The 13,974-nt window shown below is 74.8% G+C and carries 14 protein-coding genes; 6 read left to right on the top strand and 8 right to left on the bottom strand.

From position 1 onward, the window contains the following. Positions 1 to 4 precede the first annotated feature (4 nt). The gene (locus HS048_RS14645) at positions 5 to 1,255 is read left to right on the top strand and encodes a histidine kinase (protein WP_196467242.1); all 1,251 of its coding nucleotides are present in this window, start codon (positions 5 to 7) and stop codon (positions 1,253 to 1,255) included. Between the two features lie 65 nt (positions 1,256 to 1,320). Then, positions 1,321 to 1,977 (top strand): response regulator transcription factor, encoded by a 657-nt coding sequence (locus tag HS048_RS14650; protein ID WP_196467243.1) that lies wholly within the window; start codon positions 1,321 to 1,323, stop codon positions 1,975 to 1,977. Positions 1,978 to 2,014: 37 nt separating this feature from the next. On the opposite strand, the gene pgeF is transcribed toward HS048_RS14650, so the two are convergent. The 5 genes from pgeF to HS048_RS14675 all read right to left on the bottom strand — a co-directional run bounded on the left by pgeF (position 2,015) and on the right by HS048_RS14675 (position 7,327). After that, positions 2,015 to 2,740, bottom strand: a complete 726-nt coding sequence (pgeF, locus tag HS048_RS14655) for a peptidoglycan editing factor PgeF (protein WP_307832473.1) — start codon at positions 2,738 to 2,740, stop codon at positions 2,015 to 2,017. 170 nt (positions 2,741 to 2,910) lie between these two features. Further along, a complete protein-coding gene (pknB, locus tag HS048_RS14660; protein ID WP_068894217.1) occupies positions 2,911 to 4,869 on the bottom strand; it encodes a Stk1 family PASTA domain-containing Ser/Thr kinase in 1,959 nt (652 codons plus the stop codon). An 85-nt stretch (positions 4,870 to 4,954) separates the two neighbouring features. After that, positions 4,955 to 5,713 (bottom strand): thiazole synthase, encoded by a 759-nt coding sequence (locus HS048_RS14665; protein WP_189234915.1) that lies wholly within the window; start codon positions 5,711 to 5,713, stop codon positions 4,955 to 4,957. A 109-nt stretch (positions 5,714 to 5,822) separates the two neighbouring features. Next, positions 5,823 to 6,023, bottom strand: coding sequence for a sulfur carrier protein ThiS (gene thiS, locus HS048_RS14670; RefSeq protein ID WP_068894216.1), 201 nt, complete (start codon positions 6,021 to 6,023; stop codon positions 5,823 to 5,825). Next, the gene (locus HS048_RS14675; RefSeq protein ID WP_196467244.1) at positions 6,020 to 7,327 is read right to left on the bottom strand and encodes an FAD-dependent oxidoreductase; all 1,308 of its coding nucleotides are present in this window, start codon (positions 7,325 to 7,327) and stop codon (positions 6,020 to 6,022) included. The genes thiS and HS048_RS14675 overlap by 4 nt, the downstream gene beginning before the upstream one ends. 303 nt (positions 7,328 to 7,630) lie before the next feature. Between HS048_RS14675 and HS048_RS14680 the strand changes: the two genes are divergently transcribed. From HS048_RS14680 to thiE, 3 genes are read left to right on the top strand one after another with little or no spacing between them, the layout of a single operon-like run. Beyond that, the gene (locus tag HS048_RS14680; RefSeq protein WP_196467245.1) at positions 7,631 to 8,809 is read left to right on the top strand and encodes an NAD(P)/FAD-dependent oxidoreductase; all 1,179 of its coding nucleotides are present in this window, start codon (positions 7,631 to 7,633) and stop codon (positions 8,807 to 8,809) included. Positions 8,810 to 8,869: 60 nt separating this feature from the next. Further along, on the top strand, positions 8,870 to 9,244 hold the full coding sequence (locus HS048_RS14685) for an Rv2175c family DNA-binding protein (protein WP_068894214.1): 375 nt from the start codon (positions 8,870 to 8,872) through the stop codon (positions 9,242 to 9,244). After that, entirely contained in the window at positions 9,222 to 9,866 is a 645-nt protein-coding gene (gene thiE, locus HS048_RS14690; RefSeq protein ID WP_068894213.1) for a thiamine phosphate synthase, read from the top strand. Before HS048_RS14685 ends, thiE begins: the two co-directional genes overlap by 23 nt. Positions 9,867 to 10,022: 156 nt before the next feature. On the opposite strand, the gene HS048_RS14695 is transcribed toward thiE, so the two are convergent. After that, positions 10,023 to 11,090: a polyprenyl synthetase family protein gene (locus HS048_RS14695; protein WP_196467246.1), complete on the bottom strand. Its 1,068-nt coding sequence runs from the start codon at positions 11,088 to 11,090 to the stop codon at positions 10,023 to 10,025. Positions 11,091 to 11,192: 102 nt separating this feature from the next. Here HS048_RS14695 and metF point away from each other — a divergent pair, with 102 nt between their 5' ends. After that, positions 11,193 to 12,152, top strand: coding sequence for a methylenetetrahydrofolate reductase [NAD(P)H] (gene metF, locus HS048_RS14700; RefSeq protein WP_196467247.1), 960 nt, complete (start codon positions 11,193 to 11,195; stop codon positions 12,150 to 12,152). Here the strand turns inward: metF and HS048_RS38525 are convergent. Both HS048_RS38525 and HS048_RS14710 read right to left on the bottom strand, forming a co-directional pair. Next, entirely contained in the window at positions 12,142 to 13,257 is a 1,116-nt protein-coding gene (locus tag HS048_RS38525) for an ATP-binding protein (RefSeq protein ID WP_068894210.1), read from the bottom strand. The genes metF and HS048_RS38525 overlap by 11 nt on opposite strands. Further along, entirely contained in the window at positions 13,254 to 13,907 is a 654-nt protein-coding gene (locus HS048_RS14710; RefSeq protein WP_068894209.1) for a response regulator transcription factor, read from the bottom strand. Before HS048_RS14710 ends, HS048_RS38525 begins: the two co-directional genes overlap by 4 nt. Between the last annotated feature and the right edge of the window lie 67 nt (positions 13,908 to 13,974).

The following is a 13,974-nucleotide window of genomic DNA, read 5'->3' on the forward strand; positions in this document are numbered from 1 at the left end:
CGGCATGCTGCGGGTCCACGACTGGGAGAGGGCATGGCGCACCCTGCCGCTCGTCCTCCTCGGGGCGGCGACCCTGATCGCGGCGGCCGACCCGTCGGTGCCGTGGCGCGACCGGGGCGTCACGGCGGCGCTGGCCGCCGCCGTGGCGGGGTGGCACTGGTGGATGGTGCTGGCGCACCCCGGCTGGCCGGAGCGGGTGCTGGCGCCGATGGCGTGCTACTTCGGCGGGCTCCTCGCGCTGGCGTGGACGCTTTCCTCGCGCCACCCGGCGTACGCGCTCCTGGTGCTCGCCTGCTTCCCCACGGCCTTCGCGGTGCTTCCCGGCCGGTACTCCTACCTCGGGGTGGCCGCCACGGCGCTGGTCGCGGTGGGCGGCCCGGCCGCACTGCTGGACGCCGGAAGCCCGTGGCCGGGCGTCCTGGCGCTCACCGGAGCGGCGCTGGCGGCGTTCATCGGCTGGAGCATCAGGGCGCTGGAGGCCGAGGTGGAGCGGCGCCGCGCCGCCAACCGGGCACTGGAGAGCGCCAACCGGGAGCTGGAGGGCGCCAACCTCCGCCTGGTCCGGCTCGGGGAGGAGAACGCCGAGCTGCAGGGCAGGCTGCTGGCCGCGGCCCGCCGGACGGGTGTCGCCGGGGAGCGCGGCCGGCTGGCGAGGGAGATCCACGACACCGTGGCCCAGGGCCTGGCGGGCATCGTCATGCAGCTCGAGGCCGCCGAGGAGGCCGTCGGCGACGCCGACGCGGTGCGGCGGCGGCTGGCCGCCGCCCGGAGCCTCGCCAGGGAGAGCCTCACCGAGGTCCGCCGCTCCCTGGACGGCCTGCGTCCCGGGCCGCTGGTGGAGACCCGGCTGCCCGAGGCGTTGTCGGCGCTGGTCACCGGCTGGAGCGCCACGCACGAGCTGCCCGCCACGCTCACCGTCACCGGCACCGCCCGGTTGCTGCACCCCGAGGTCGAGGTGACCGTGTACCGGGCCGTGCAGGAGGCGCTGGCCAACGTGGCCCGGCACGCCCGGGCCGGCAAGACCGGTGTCACCCTGTCGTACATGGAGGATGTGGTGGTGGCCGACGTCCGGGACGACGGAGTGGGATTCGATCCCGCCGGAGCGGGCGGCGGAGGCTTCGGGCTCACCGCGATGCGGCAGCGGGTCGTCAGGCTCGCCGGGAGCGCCGAGGTGGAGTCCGCCCCCGGCCAGGGCACCGCGGTCAGCGTGACGGTCCCCGCGATCCCCGCCGAGGCCGGGCGGGAGGAGCCGTGAGCGAGCGGGCCGAGCGGGCCGGCAGGCACGGCGGCACCGCGGACGCGGCCGGTGGAGGAGGGCGCATGAGCGAGCGGAGCGGGCGAGTCGCGGACGGCGGCCGCGTACGCCTGGTGATCGTGGACGACCACCCCGTGGTTCGGGACGGACTGCGGGGCATGTTCGTGGAGCAAGCGGACCTGGAGGTCGTGGGCGAGGCGGAGGACGGGGAGCGGGGGCTGGCCGTGGCCGTGCGGGAGCGCCCCGACGTCGTGCTGACCGACCTGCGCATGCCCGGCCTGGGGGGAGCGGAGTTCATCGGGCTGCTGACGCGGCGGGTGCCCTCGGCCCGGGTGCTGGTCCTGACCACCTACGACGGTGACGACGACGTGCTGCCCGCGCTGACCGCGGGCGCGATCGGCTACCTGCTCAAGGACTCCCCCCGGCAGGAGGTCTTCCGCGCGGTACGGGCGGCGGCGGCGGGGGAGACGGTGCTGTCCCCGGCCGTGGCGGCCCGCGTGCTCGACCGGGTCCGCGCGCCCGCCCCCGCCGGGCTGAGCGAACGCGAGCGGACCGTGCTCGCCCTGGTCGCGCGCGGCTCCACCAGCAAGGAGGCGGCCGCCGCGCTGTTCATCAGCGAGACGACGGTGAAGACCCATCTGGCGCACATCTACACGAAGCTGGGGGTCTCCGACCGGGCTTCGGCCGTGGCCGCGGCCTACGACCGCGGCCTGCTGCCGTGACGCCCCGGCGCGGCGGCCGGCGCGTCCGGGGGCGGTCTCAGCCCTCCAGCCAGACGTAGCCGGCGAACCGGCCGGTGGGACGCCGCCTGCGGTGGGAGAACAGCTCGGGCGACTCGATCGTGCAGCGGGCGTCGTGCCGTACGTCGCCGACCCCGGCCCCGGCGAGCTGCGCGGCGATGCCCGCCCGCACGTCCACGGCGGGCGTGCCCCGGCGGGTGGTGGCCCAGGCCTCGGGCACCGCCGCGGCCACCTCGTCCCGCATCGCGGCCGGGACCTCGTAGCAGAGCCCGCACGCCGACGGCCCGACGAGGGCGGTCATCCGAGCCGGTTCGGCCCCGCGCTCCGCCATCGCCGCGACCAGCGCGGGCACCACCCCGGCCACGGTGCCGGGCCGTCCGGAGTGCGCCGCCCCCACGATCCCGGCGACCGGGTCGGCCACCAGCACGGGGGCGCAGTCGGCCACCAGCACGCACAGCGCCAGCCCGGGGACATCGGTGAGGACGGCGTCCAGCGGCGGGGGGTCCTCTCCGAACGGCCCGGTGACATGGCGTACGTCGGCTCCGTGGACCTGGCGCATGAACACCACACGGGCCGGGTCCACACCGAGGTCGGCGGCCGTCTTGTCCCGGTTGCGCAGCACCGCCCCCGGGTCGTCCCCGACGGCCCCGCCGAGGTTGCGGCTGTCGTACGGCTCGGCGCTCACCCCGCCGTGCCGGTCGGTGAATGCGGCCTGGACACCGGGGGCGAGCTGGATGCGGTCCACCGGGGGAGGGTATCAGGACGGGCGCGCCGGAAGCCCGGGGCGGGGCTGGCACGGAGACCCGGGCCGGGGCGGGACGCGGGCGGGGCGAAGGCCGGGCGGAGGTCCGGGCCGGGACGGAGCGGGCGCGCCCAGGTCCGGGCGGGGCCGGTGTCCCCGGCCCCGGGCGGGGATCAGTGCCAGAGAGTGACCTGGGTGCCCTGGGGGACCTGCTGCCCGCCCGGCGGGAGCTGCGCCAGGACCCGGCCGCGGTTCAGCCCCTTCTTCACCTTCACCCGGAATCCGGCCGCGCTGAGCTCGTCGCGCGCGGCCCGGACGTCCTTGTAGACCACGTTGGGGATGACGATGACGTTGTCGTCCTCGTTGGCGTTCTCGCCGTTGTTCTCCCAGGGCCAGTGCCACTCGCCGTTGTTGCAGGCCGACAGGGTCATCCGGGCCACCGCGCCCTTGTCGACCTCCGCGCCCGCCCGGGGGTCCTGGGCGATGACCGTGCACGGCTGGGCGGAGTCGGTCTGCTCGACGAACTCGGGCACGAAGCCGGCGCTCTCCAGGACGGTCCTGGCCTGGTCGCGGTGCATCCCCATGACGTCGGGCATCAGCAGGCCCGCGCTCACGTAGAGGTCGACCTTGCTGCCCTCCTTGACCCGGTTGCCCACGGCGGGGCTGGTCCTCATCACCTGGCCGCGCGGGACGGTCTCGCTGGCCTGCTTCTTGACGTCGTCGACGGTCAGCCCGGCCGCGGCGATCTTCTCCCGGGCCGCGTTGAGCTCCAGGCCGACCACGTTGGGCACGTTCACCCGCTTGGGGCCCGCCGAGGCGATCAGGGTCAGCCGGGAGCCGGGCTTCACCTCGGCGCCCGCGGCGGGCACGGTGCGCAGCACGACGTCCTTGGGCACCTTCTCGTCGTGCTCGGCCGGTCCGATCTCGACGGCGAAGCCCTTCTGGCGGGCCTCGCCCGCGGCGAGCGTGACGTTCTGCTCGACCAGGCTGGGCACCACGACCGTGGTCTCCCGGGAGAACAGCCAGCCGGTCACACCGACCGCGGCGACCATCACCAGGGCCAGCACGGTCAGCAGGACCCAGCTCCCGCGTTTGCGGCCCCCGCGGGGCTCGGGCACGGCGGCGGCGCCGCCCGCGGCGGGCCCGGTCAGCACCTCGGCGCGGGGCTGGATCAGGGTCGGGTTGACCGGCGCGGGGTGGGCCGCGACGCCGTACGGCGGGGAGAGCGGGCCGGACGGGAGAGGGAGCGGCGGGACGGGGGCCGAGGGGATCGGGCCGCTCTCCCTGGGGAGCATGCGGTGCGCGTCCACCGCGGCGACCAGCAGCGCCTTGGCGTCCGCCGGACGGGTCGCGGGGTCGCGGGCGGTGGCCTGCGCGACCAGGGTGTCCAGCAGCGGCGGGGAGCCCGGCAGCAGGGCGGAGGGCACCGGCACGGTGTCGTGGACGTGCCGGTAGGCGATCGACATCGGGGTCTCGCCCTCGTACGGCTGGCGGCCGGTGAGGAGCTCGAACAGCATGATCCCGGCCGCGTAGACGTCGCTGCGCGCGTCGGCGGCGCCGGAGGTCACCTGCTCGGGCGACATGTAGCCGATGGTGCCGATCATGACGCCGGTGCGCGTCTGGTTGGTCGCCTCGACCGCGCGGGCCAGGCCGAAGTCCACGACCTTGACGCGCCCGTCGTCGGCGAGCAGGACGTTCTCCGGCTTGACGTCGCGGTGGACCAGCCCGGCCTGGTGCGCGGCGCCCAGGGCCGCGAGCACCGGGATCATGACCTCCAGGGCCTCGCGGGCGGGCAGCCTGCCCCGGTCGCGGAGCACGTCGCGCAGGGTGCGCCCCGGGACGTACTCCATCGACAGGTAGACGACGTCGCCGTCGGTGCCCTGGTCGAAGACCTGCACCACGTTGGGGTGCGACAGGCTCGCCACCGACTTGGCCTCGCCGATGAACCGGCGCACGAAGGCGGGGTCCTCGGCGAGCCCGCGGTGCATCACCTTGACGGCGACCGTGCGGTCGAGCCGGACGTCCAGGGCCAGGTAGACGGTCGCCATGCCGCCCCGGGCGATCCGGGACTCGACGCGGTAACGCCCGTCGAGGAGTCTCCCGACGAGGGGATCGGTTGGCGTCGTGTCCACCCGCCCGAGTTTAAGGGCGTTTTGCGGTCCGCATGGTCGGGGTGTTCCAAACCGATGCGCAGAGCCGCCAGTTTTATCCGGATCTTTATGGATTCATGGGGGATGATGCCTCCGCGTACCGGCGACGGGGGATCCGTCCGGCCAGCCGGGCCGCCCGGCCCGCGTCCACCGCCGCCCGCATGGCCCGCGCCATCAGCTCCGGCCGCTGCGCCCTGGTCACCGCCGTGGCCAGCAGCACCGCGTCGCAGCCCAGCTCCATCGCCAGCGCCGCGTCGCTGGCCGTACCGATCCCGGCGTCCAGGATCACCGGCACGCCCGCGGCCTCGACGATGAGCTCGATGCTGTGCGGGTTGCGGATGCCCAGCCCGGACCCGATGGGCGCGCCCAGCGGCATCACCGCCGCGCAGCCCGCCTGCTCCAGCCGCCGGGCCAGGGCGGGGTCGTCGCCGATGTACGGCAGGACCGTGAAACCGTCGGCGACCAGCCGCTCGGCCGCGTCGAAGGTCTCGATGGGATCGGGCAGCAGGGTGCGCTCGTCGGAGATGACCTCCAGCTTGACCCAGTCGGTCTCCAGCGCCTCCCGGGCCAGCCGGGCGGTCAGCACGGCCTCGGCGGCGGTGAAGCAGCCCGCGGTGTTCGGCAGCACCTTGATGCCGCGCCGGCGCAGCACGTCCAGCACCGACCCCCGGGCGGACGGGTCCAGCCGCCGCATCGCGACCGTGGTCAGCTCGGTGCCCGACGCGGCGAGCGCGCCGTCCAGCACCTCCAGCGAAGGGGCGCCCCCGGTGCCCATGATGAGCCTCGAGGAGAACTTCTCCCCGCCGATGACCAGCCCGTCGTCCATGCCGTCCATGCCGCCCGCACCGTTCATGCCGCCTACGCCGCCCATGCCGTCCACGTCTCCGATCCCGTCCCTTCCCCCGCCGCCCCCGCGGCCTCGGTCGCCGCTCACGTCACCCTCCCTGGACCGCGGTGAGCACCTCGACGCGGTCGCTCTCGGCGAGCGCGGTGGAGTCCCACGCGCCCCGCGGGACGACCTCGTCGTTCACGGCCACGGCCACGCCGCTCCCGGCGTCGGTCAACCTCCGTACGGCCTGCGCCACGCTGGCCCCCGCGGGCAGCTCGTGCGGGGTGCCGTTGATCGTCACGTTCAAGACTGCTCCTGCGAACGGTGCTCCTGGAAACGGAGAGGCGAGCAGAGGGCCGCCAGTCCTTCGGGATCGCCGGACTCCTCGAGGAGGAGGTCGGCGGTGAGCGGGGCGAGCAGGACGCCGCCCCGGTGGTGCCCGGTGGCCATCAGCAGGCCCGGCAGGGCCGAGGGGCCGACCAGCGGCAGATTGTCCGGCGTGCCGGGGCGCAGCCCGGCCGTGACGTCGGCCACCTCCAGCTCGGTCACGCCCGGGACCAGCTCCCGCGCGTCGCGCAGCAGCTCCCACAGGCCGCCGGCGGTCACGCGGGTGTCGAAGCCGAGCTCCTCCTGGGTGGCGCCGAGGACCAGCTCCCCGTCACCGCGCGGGACCAGGTAGACCCGTGCGCCGTGCACGGCCCCGCGCACGCACCGCGAGAGCACCGGTTGGGCGGAGCGCAGCCGCATGATCTGCCCCTTGACCGGCCGGACCGGCGGGAGCGCCTCGGCGGGCAGCCCCTCCAGCGCGGTCCCCGACCAGGCCCCGGTCGCCAGGACCACCCGGTCGCCGCGGAGCACCCGATCGCCGCCGGCGCCCTCACCGGATCCGCCCCGGCCGGGCGCGGTGCCGCCGCCGGTGCCGGCACCGGCGGCGGGCGCGAGCCGTACGCCGGTGACGGTGCCGCCGGAGCGCTCCAGCGCGGTCGCCCGGGCGCGCACCACGGGAACGCCGCGGCGCTCCAGCGCGGCCAGGAGCGCCGCGGTGACCCGGCGGGGGTCCACCCAGGCGTCCTCGCGGGCCAGCAGGCCGCCGCGGACGGCGGGGGCGAGCATCGGCTCCAGCCGGCGGCACTCCCGGCCCGTCAGCCGCTCGACCGGCAGCCCCAGCACGCCCATGAACGCCGCCAGCTCGTCCAGGGCCGCCAGGTCGTCGGAGCCGAAGGCGACCTCCAGCGTGCCGTCGGTGCGGTAGTCGAGGGCGTCCGCGCCCAGACCGCTGTCGGCGGCGAGTTCGGCCGCGAAGGCGGGCCAGCGGGCCAGCGAGGCCAGGCCCAGCCGGAGCAGCGGCTCCTCGGTGTAGGTGACCTCGCTGACCGGCGCCAGCATGCCCGCCGCGGCGTGCGAGGCGCCGGAGGCGGGGGCGGGGTCGGCCGCCGCCACGCGCAGTCCCCGGCGGGCCGCACGCCAGGCGACGGAGAGGCCGGCGACCCCGCCGCCGACGACGACGAGGTCGTAGGCGTCGGCCACCGGGCCGGACGCGGACGGCCCGGCGGACGGCCCGGCGGACGCGGTCGGTGCGGGGGACACCGGCACTGCGGTCTCGTGCGGCATGGATGCTCCGCTCCCTTCGCCGGCATGATCCGGATCAGGTTCCTGGCGGTCGAGGGCCCGCCGACGGCCGTGCCGCGGAGCCCGTGCACCCGGCGGAGCGCGTGCCGCGCACCGCGGGCCCACCGGTCCGGCAGGTCCGTCGCCCTCCTCTCAGCCCGGTGCGTGCCGGGCTCCCGCGCGTCTTACGTCCTCCACCCTAAGGGCTCGTGGAGCACACTTATCGACGGGATGTGAGGTAAATGCCGTTTTCGTTATCGCGGACCTGATGGCCGAGGTCGGCCCCGCCGCTTAGGGTCATGAAGTGTGAATCATGTCGTGGTGGTGGGCGCCGGCCTGGCCGGGGTGCGGAGTGTCGAGGCGCTGAGGGCGCACGGGTTCGGCGGTGCGATCACGTTGATCGGGGAGGAGCCGCACCGGCCCTACGACCGCCCGCCACTGTCCAAGGCGGTGCTGCTCGGCGAGATCGACTCCACCGTCGTCGACTCCGACCTGGGCGCGCTGGCGGTGGACCACCGCCCCGGAGTGGCCGCCAAGGGGCTGCGGGCGGGCGTGCTGGAGACGACCGAGGGCGAGCTGGCCTACGACGCGCTGGTCATCGCCACCGGCGCGAGCCCGATCCGGCTGCGCGGGGAGGGCCCGCAGCACGTGCTGCGCACCATCGACGACGCGCTCGGGCTGCGCGCCCTGCTCCGCCAGGGGCGCAGGGTCGCCGTCGTCGGCGCGGGCTGGATCGGCGCGGAGGTCGCCACCGCCGCACGCAGGGCCGGCTGCGAGGTGACCGTCGTGGAGGCGGCCGAGTGCCCGCTGGCCGCCGCGCTCGGCCCCGTGGGGGCCCACACCGCCCCCTGGTACGAACGGGCCGACATCGACCTGCGGACGGGCACGATGGTGGCCTCCGTCGACCCCGGCGGGCTCACCCTCGTCGACGGCTCCACGATCGAGGCCGACGTCGTCGTCACCGGCGTCGGGGTGCGTCCCTCGGTGGACTGGCTGGCCGGCTCCGGGATCGAGCTGGACGACGGGGTCGTCACCGACGAGCACCTGCGCACCGCCCTGCCCGGGGTGGTCGCCGTGGGCGACTGCGCGGCCTGGTGGTCGCGCCGGTACGGCCGCCGCCTGCGGGTGGAGCACTGGGACACCGCGCTGAACTCCCCCGAGGTGGCCGCGGCCACGCTGCTGGGCGGCCCCGGGGAGGGCGCGGTCTACGACCCGGTCCCGTACTTCTGGTCCGAGCAGTTCGGCCACATGGTGCAGTACGCCGGGCACCACGCCGGCGCCCGCCTCGTCATGCGCGGAGACCCCGCCGGCACCCGGTGGTCGGCCTGCTGGGTCACCGACGGGGGCACGCTCGCCGCGGTCCTGGCGGTGAACCTCCCCCGCGACCTGATGCAGGGGCGCCGCCTCATCGAGGGCGGCCAGCGCCTCGACGTCGATCGTCTGGCCGATCCTGCTGTAGCGTTGCGCGACTGTACGGCGGTGTGACCGCACCGTGAGATGCCGCGAGGTGTTTGGTGAAGGGCTCAATGTGGTAGTGGTGGGTTCGTGACGCTTTCTGTTGCGCAGATCGACCGGGAAACCGACGAACTGGTGGGCGAGTGGCTCACCTTGACCGAGGTCGCCAGGAGACTCGACCTCAGTGCCGGTCGCGCCAAGCAGCTCCTCAAGGACCACAAGATCATCGGAGTCCGGCGGGGCGGTGGTGAGCCCCAGGTGCCCGCCGCGTTCATCGCCGGAGGCGACGTCGTCAAGGGCCTGCCGGGCACGCTCACCGTGCTGCTCGACGCGGGATACGACGACGTCGAGGCGCTCCGCTGGCTGTTCACCCCCGACGAGACCCTGCCGGGGTCGCCGGTCGACGCGATCCGCGCCGGCCGCCACACCGAAGTCAAGCGGCGTGCCCAGACCCTCGGTTTCTGACGCGCGCCTCTACCTGTGCACCGACGGCCGCCGGGACCGGGGGGACCTCGCGGAGTTCCTCGACGCCGCCCTCTCGGGCGGCGTCGACATCGTGCAGCTGCGCGAGAAGGGGCTGGAGGCGCGCGAGGAGCTCGCACTCCTGGAGGTCTTCCGCGACGCCTGCGACCGGCACGGCAGGCTCCTGGCGGTCAACGACCGGGCGGACATCGCCTACGCCGCCCGCCCGGACGTGCTCCATCTCGGCCAGGGCGACCTGCCGGTGCACGTCGCACGGGACATCCTCGGCGACGACATCCTGATCGGGCGTTCCACTCACGCCCCCGAGGAGGTCTCCGCCGCGGCAGCCGAGCCCGGAGTCGACTACTTCTGCTGCGGCCCGATCTGGCCCACACCCACCAAACCCGGACGCCACGCGCCCGGACCGCCCCTGCTCGCGCACGCCGCGTCGCTGGGAACGGACCGCCCGTGGTTCGGCATCGGCGGCATCGACCTCGCCAACCTGGACGAGGTCATGTCGTACGGCGTGCGCCGGGTCGTGGTGGTGCGGGCCATCACCGAGGCGGACGACCCGAAGGCGGCCGCCGAGGAGTTCCAGCGCAGGCTGGCGGCGCCGCACCGCTGACGAGCGGCCCGGCCCGGTGCGCGCCGGGCGGGGCCGTGCGGACGCGCCGGTGCCCGGACCGGGTGCGCCGTGCGCCCGGACCGGGTGCGGTCGTGCCGGGTCGAGGTCCGGTGCGGCCGGGTCCGGCGCCCGGTGCGGGCGCGCCGGGCCCGCCGGTCAGGTCCGCCGGGCGGTGGCGGCCACGGCCAGGTCGGCCAGGGCCGTCCGGGCCTCCGGCGTGATCGGGGCGTCGTCCAGCGAGCGCAGCGCCTGCCCGAGATAGTCGTCGATCAGCTTCTCGCAGGCGGCGAGGGCCCCGGTCTCCTCGATCACCCGGCGCAGCCGGTCGACCCCGCCCCTCTCCAGCTCCGGGTCGCCCAGGGTGAGACGGACCTCCTCCGCCTGGGTGGGCGAGGCCGCGGCGAGCGCGCGGGCGATGAGCATCGTCCGCTTGCCCTCGCGCAGGTCGTCGCCCGCGGGCTTGCCGGTCTCCGCCGGGTCGCCGAACACGCCGAGGATGTCGTCGCGCAGCTGGAAGGCGATGCCGACGTTGCGGCCGTACTCCTCGCAGAGGCGGTCGATCCACGGCTCGCGCCCGCGCGCGGCCAGCACCAGGCCGAGCCGGAGGGGCTGCTCCACCGAGTACTTGCCGCTCTTGAACAGCGCGACCCGCAGCGCGCTGTCGAAGGTGCTGGCGCCGCGGACCTGTTCCAGCAGGTCGAGGTACTGGCCGCACATCAGCTCCGTGCGCATGTGGTCGTAGACCGGCTGGGCCGCGGCCAGGGCGGCCGGAGGCAGGCCGCTGGTCCGCCACATCTCGCCGGACCACACCAGCAGCAGGTTTCCCAGCAGGATCGCGGCGTTCTCGCCGAACTGCTCGGCCGAGCCGCTCCAGCCCTCCTTCTCGTGCATGGCCTGGAACCGGCGGTGCGCCGACGGCATGCCCCGGCGCAGGTCGCTGGCGTCCATCACGTCGTCGTGGGCGAGCGCGCTGGCCTGGAGCAGCTCCAGGGAGGCGGCCGCGGTGAAGAGCGCGGGATCGTCGCCGCCGCCCGCCCCCCGCCAGCCCCAGTAGCAGAACGCCGGACGGAGCCGTTTCCCGCCGGAGAGGAAGTCCTCGGCCGCGGCGACGAGAGGGGCGATCTCGGGCGCGTTGACCAGCGGACGCTGCCGATCGAGGAAACCTCTCAGCGAACGATCCACTTCGGAGCGGATGGTGTCCAGCAGGGCTGCGGAAGTGGGCATACCCAGAGATTATCGGGCCGGGCACCGGACACGGATCAAGCGGGGCGGGGCCGGCAGGGTGACGGCGGCCCGCCCGGCGGCCGGACCAGTAGGCTAGAGGGCATGGCTCTGGGTCGCCCCTCAATCCTTCCCGACCGCGTGCCCACCGTCCGCGAGCTTCTCGCCGCAGGTGGCCGGTCGTTCTCCTTCGAGTTCTTCCCGCCGAAGAACGCCGAGGGGGAGCGGCAGCTCTGGCGCGCGATCCGGGAGCTGGAGTCGCTGCGTCCCACGTTCGTCTCCGTCACCTACGGCGCGGGCGGCGGGACCCGGGACCGCACGGTCGAGATCGTGGAGCGGATCGCCCACGAGACCACGCTGACCCCGGTGGCGCACTTCACCGCCGTCGACCACTCGATCCGCGAGCTGCGCCACCTGATCGGCCGGTTCGCCGGGGCGGGTGTGCGCAACATCCTCGCCGTGCGGGGTGACCCGCCCGGCGACCCGACGGGGGAGTGGGTGCGCCACCCCGAGGGGGTGCTCTACGCCGAGGACCTGGTCCGGCTGATCCGCCAGTCCGGTGACTTCTGCGTGGGCGTCGCCGCGTTCCCCTACAAGCACCCTAGGTCGGTCTCGGTCGAGGCCGACACCGAGTACTTCGTCCGCAAGTGCCGGGCGGGCGCCGACTACGCCATCACCCAGATGTTCTTCCGGGCGGAGGACTACCTGCGGTTGCGCGACCGGGTGGCGGCCAGGGGCTGCGACACCCCGATCATCCCCGGCATCATGCCCGTCACCCAGATGAGCACGATCGCCCGCTCCGAGCAGCTCTCCGGCGCCCCGTTCCCGCCGGAGGTGGCCGCGCGGTTCGAGGCCGTCTCCGACGACCCCGCCACCGTGCGCGCCCTCGGCATCGAGCACGCCGCGGAGCTCTGCCGGACCCTGCTCGACGAGGGCGCGCCCGGCATCCACTTCATCACCTTCAACCGCTCCAGCGCGACCCGCGAGGTCTTCCGCGCCCTCGACCACGCGGCCGCCGATGCGGCCCCCGACCACGTGCCGGAGACCGCCTCGCTCACCGGGTGAGCCCGCCGTCGCCTCCTGCGGGGGGTGCGTCCCCGGATCCCGCGAAGACCACGACGAGTTCCAGCCCGCCACCCGGGTTGGGGTTCGCCCGCACGTCGGCCCCGTGCGCCTTCGCGATCGCCGCGACGATCGACAGGCCGAGTCCGGCGCCCCGCCCGCGGGCCGTGTGCAGTCGCCGGAAGGGCTCGAAGAGGTCGCCGAGATCCTCCTGGAGCACGTGCGGGCCGGTGTTGCGGACCGTCAGGACTCCGCGGGAGAGGGCGACCTCGACGGTCCCGCCGGGGCGGTTGTAGCGGACCGCGTTGTCGAGCAGGTTGGTGACGAGCCGGTTCAGCAGGACGGGGTCCCCCTCGACGACGAACGGCTCGGTCCGCACCGTCACGGTGACGCCGTCCGAACCCCCTTCCGCCACGGCGAGCCGTACCACCTGGTCCAGGGCCACCGGACTCCTGCCGTCCAGGCCGTGCTCCGCCTGGGCCAGCACCAGCAGGGCGTCGATGAGGCTCTCCGCGCGGCGGTTGTGGAGCAGGAGGGTGCTGCGGATCTCGCCGACGTCCTCGGGGAGGCCGATCTCGATCGCCGCCCGCTGGACGGCCAGCGGGGTCCGCAGCTCGTGGGAGGCGTTGGCGATGAACCGCTGCTGCGCCGCGACGGAGCGTTCGAGCCGGTCGAGCATCGCGTCGAAGGTGTCGGCCAGTTCCTTCAGCTCGTCCTCCGGCCCGGCGAGCGCGATCCGTTCGTGCAGGGTCGACAGGGACAGCCGCTGCGCGGTGGCGGTGATCCGGTGGAGGGGCCGCAGGATCCGCCCGGCGACCAGCCATCCGACGACCAGCGAGACCAGCGTGAGGATCCCGACCGTCAGCGCGGTCACCTCCCACTGGTAGCCGATCACGTCGTCCACCAGATCGGGCAGCGGCGGGCGCGGCGGGAGCCGGCCGGCCGTCGTCCCCGGCGCCGGGGGCGCCGCGGGCGCCACGGGCAGCCGCGCGATCCGCGTGCGCAGCGCCTGGTACAGCAGGAGGTTGACCGTGACCAGCAGCACGACCGAGGTCAGCAGGAACAGTCCGGAGTAGGTCAGCGTGAGCCGTACCCTGATCGTCGTCACAGCAGGTATCCCGCGCCGGGGACGGTCTGGATGCAGGGCGGGTCGCCGAGCTTGGTCCGCAGGCGGCTGATCACGACCCGCACCACCGTGGTGAAGGGGTCGGTGTGCTCGTCCCAGGCCTCCTCCAGCAGCCGTTCGGAGCTCACGACCGCGCCGTCGGCCCGCATCAGCACCTCCAGGACGGCGAACTCCTTGAGCGACAGGTGCAGGTGCCGGCCGTCCCGCGAGGCCTGCAGCCGGTGGGTGTCGAGCACGATTCCGTGCCGCGTCAGCACCGGCGGCACCGCCGACCGGCTGCGCCGTCCCAGCGCCTGCACCCGCGCGACCAGTTCGGCGTAGTCGAACGGCTTGGGCAGGTAGTCGTCGGCTCCCATCCCCAGACCCGCCACCCGGTCCGGCACCGACGCCGCCGCCGTCATCATCAGGATCCGCGTACGGCTCCCGCGCGCCACCAGCTCACGGCAGACGAGGTCGCCGTGCATCCCGGGCAGATCCCGATCCAGCACCAGAACGTCGTAGTCGTGCACCGCCAGCCGTTCCGCCGCGGCGGCCCCGTCGTAGGCCACGTCGACGGCCATGGCGTGGCGGCGCAGTCCCACCGCCACGAGATCGGCCAGATCTCGTTCGTCCTCAACCACCAGCACTCGCATGCCGACGTTCCTATACGAAATGAGGTGACAACGGCGTTAACGGTTGCGTTCACGGCCGGGAAACCCG

Origin of the sequence: Planomonospora sp. ID91781 (assembly GCF_015711595.1) — a bacterium.
In the GTDB taxonomy this organism is placed as follows: domain Bacteria; phylum Actinomycetota; class Actinomycetes; order Streptosporangiales; family Streptosporangiaceae; genus Planomonospora; species Planomonospora parontospora.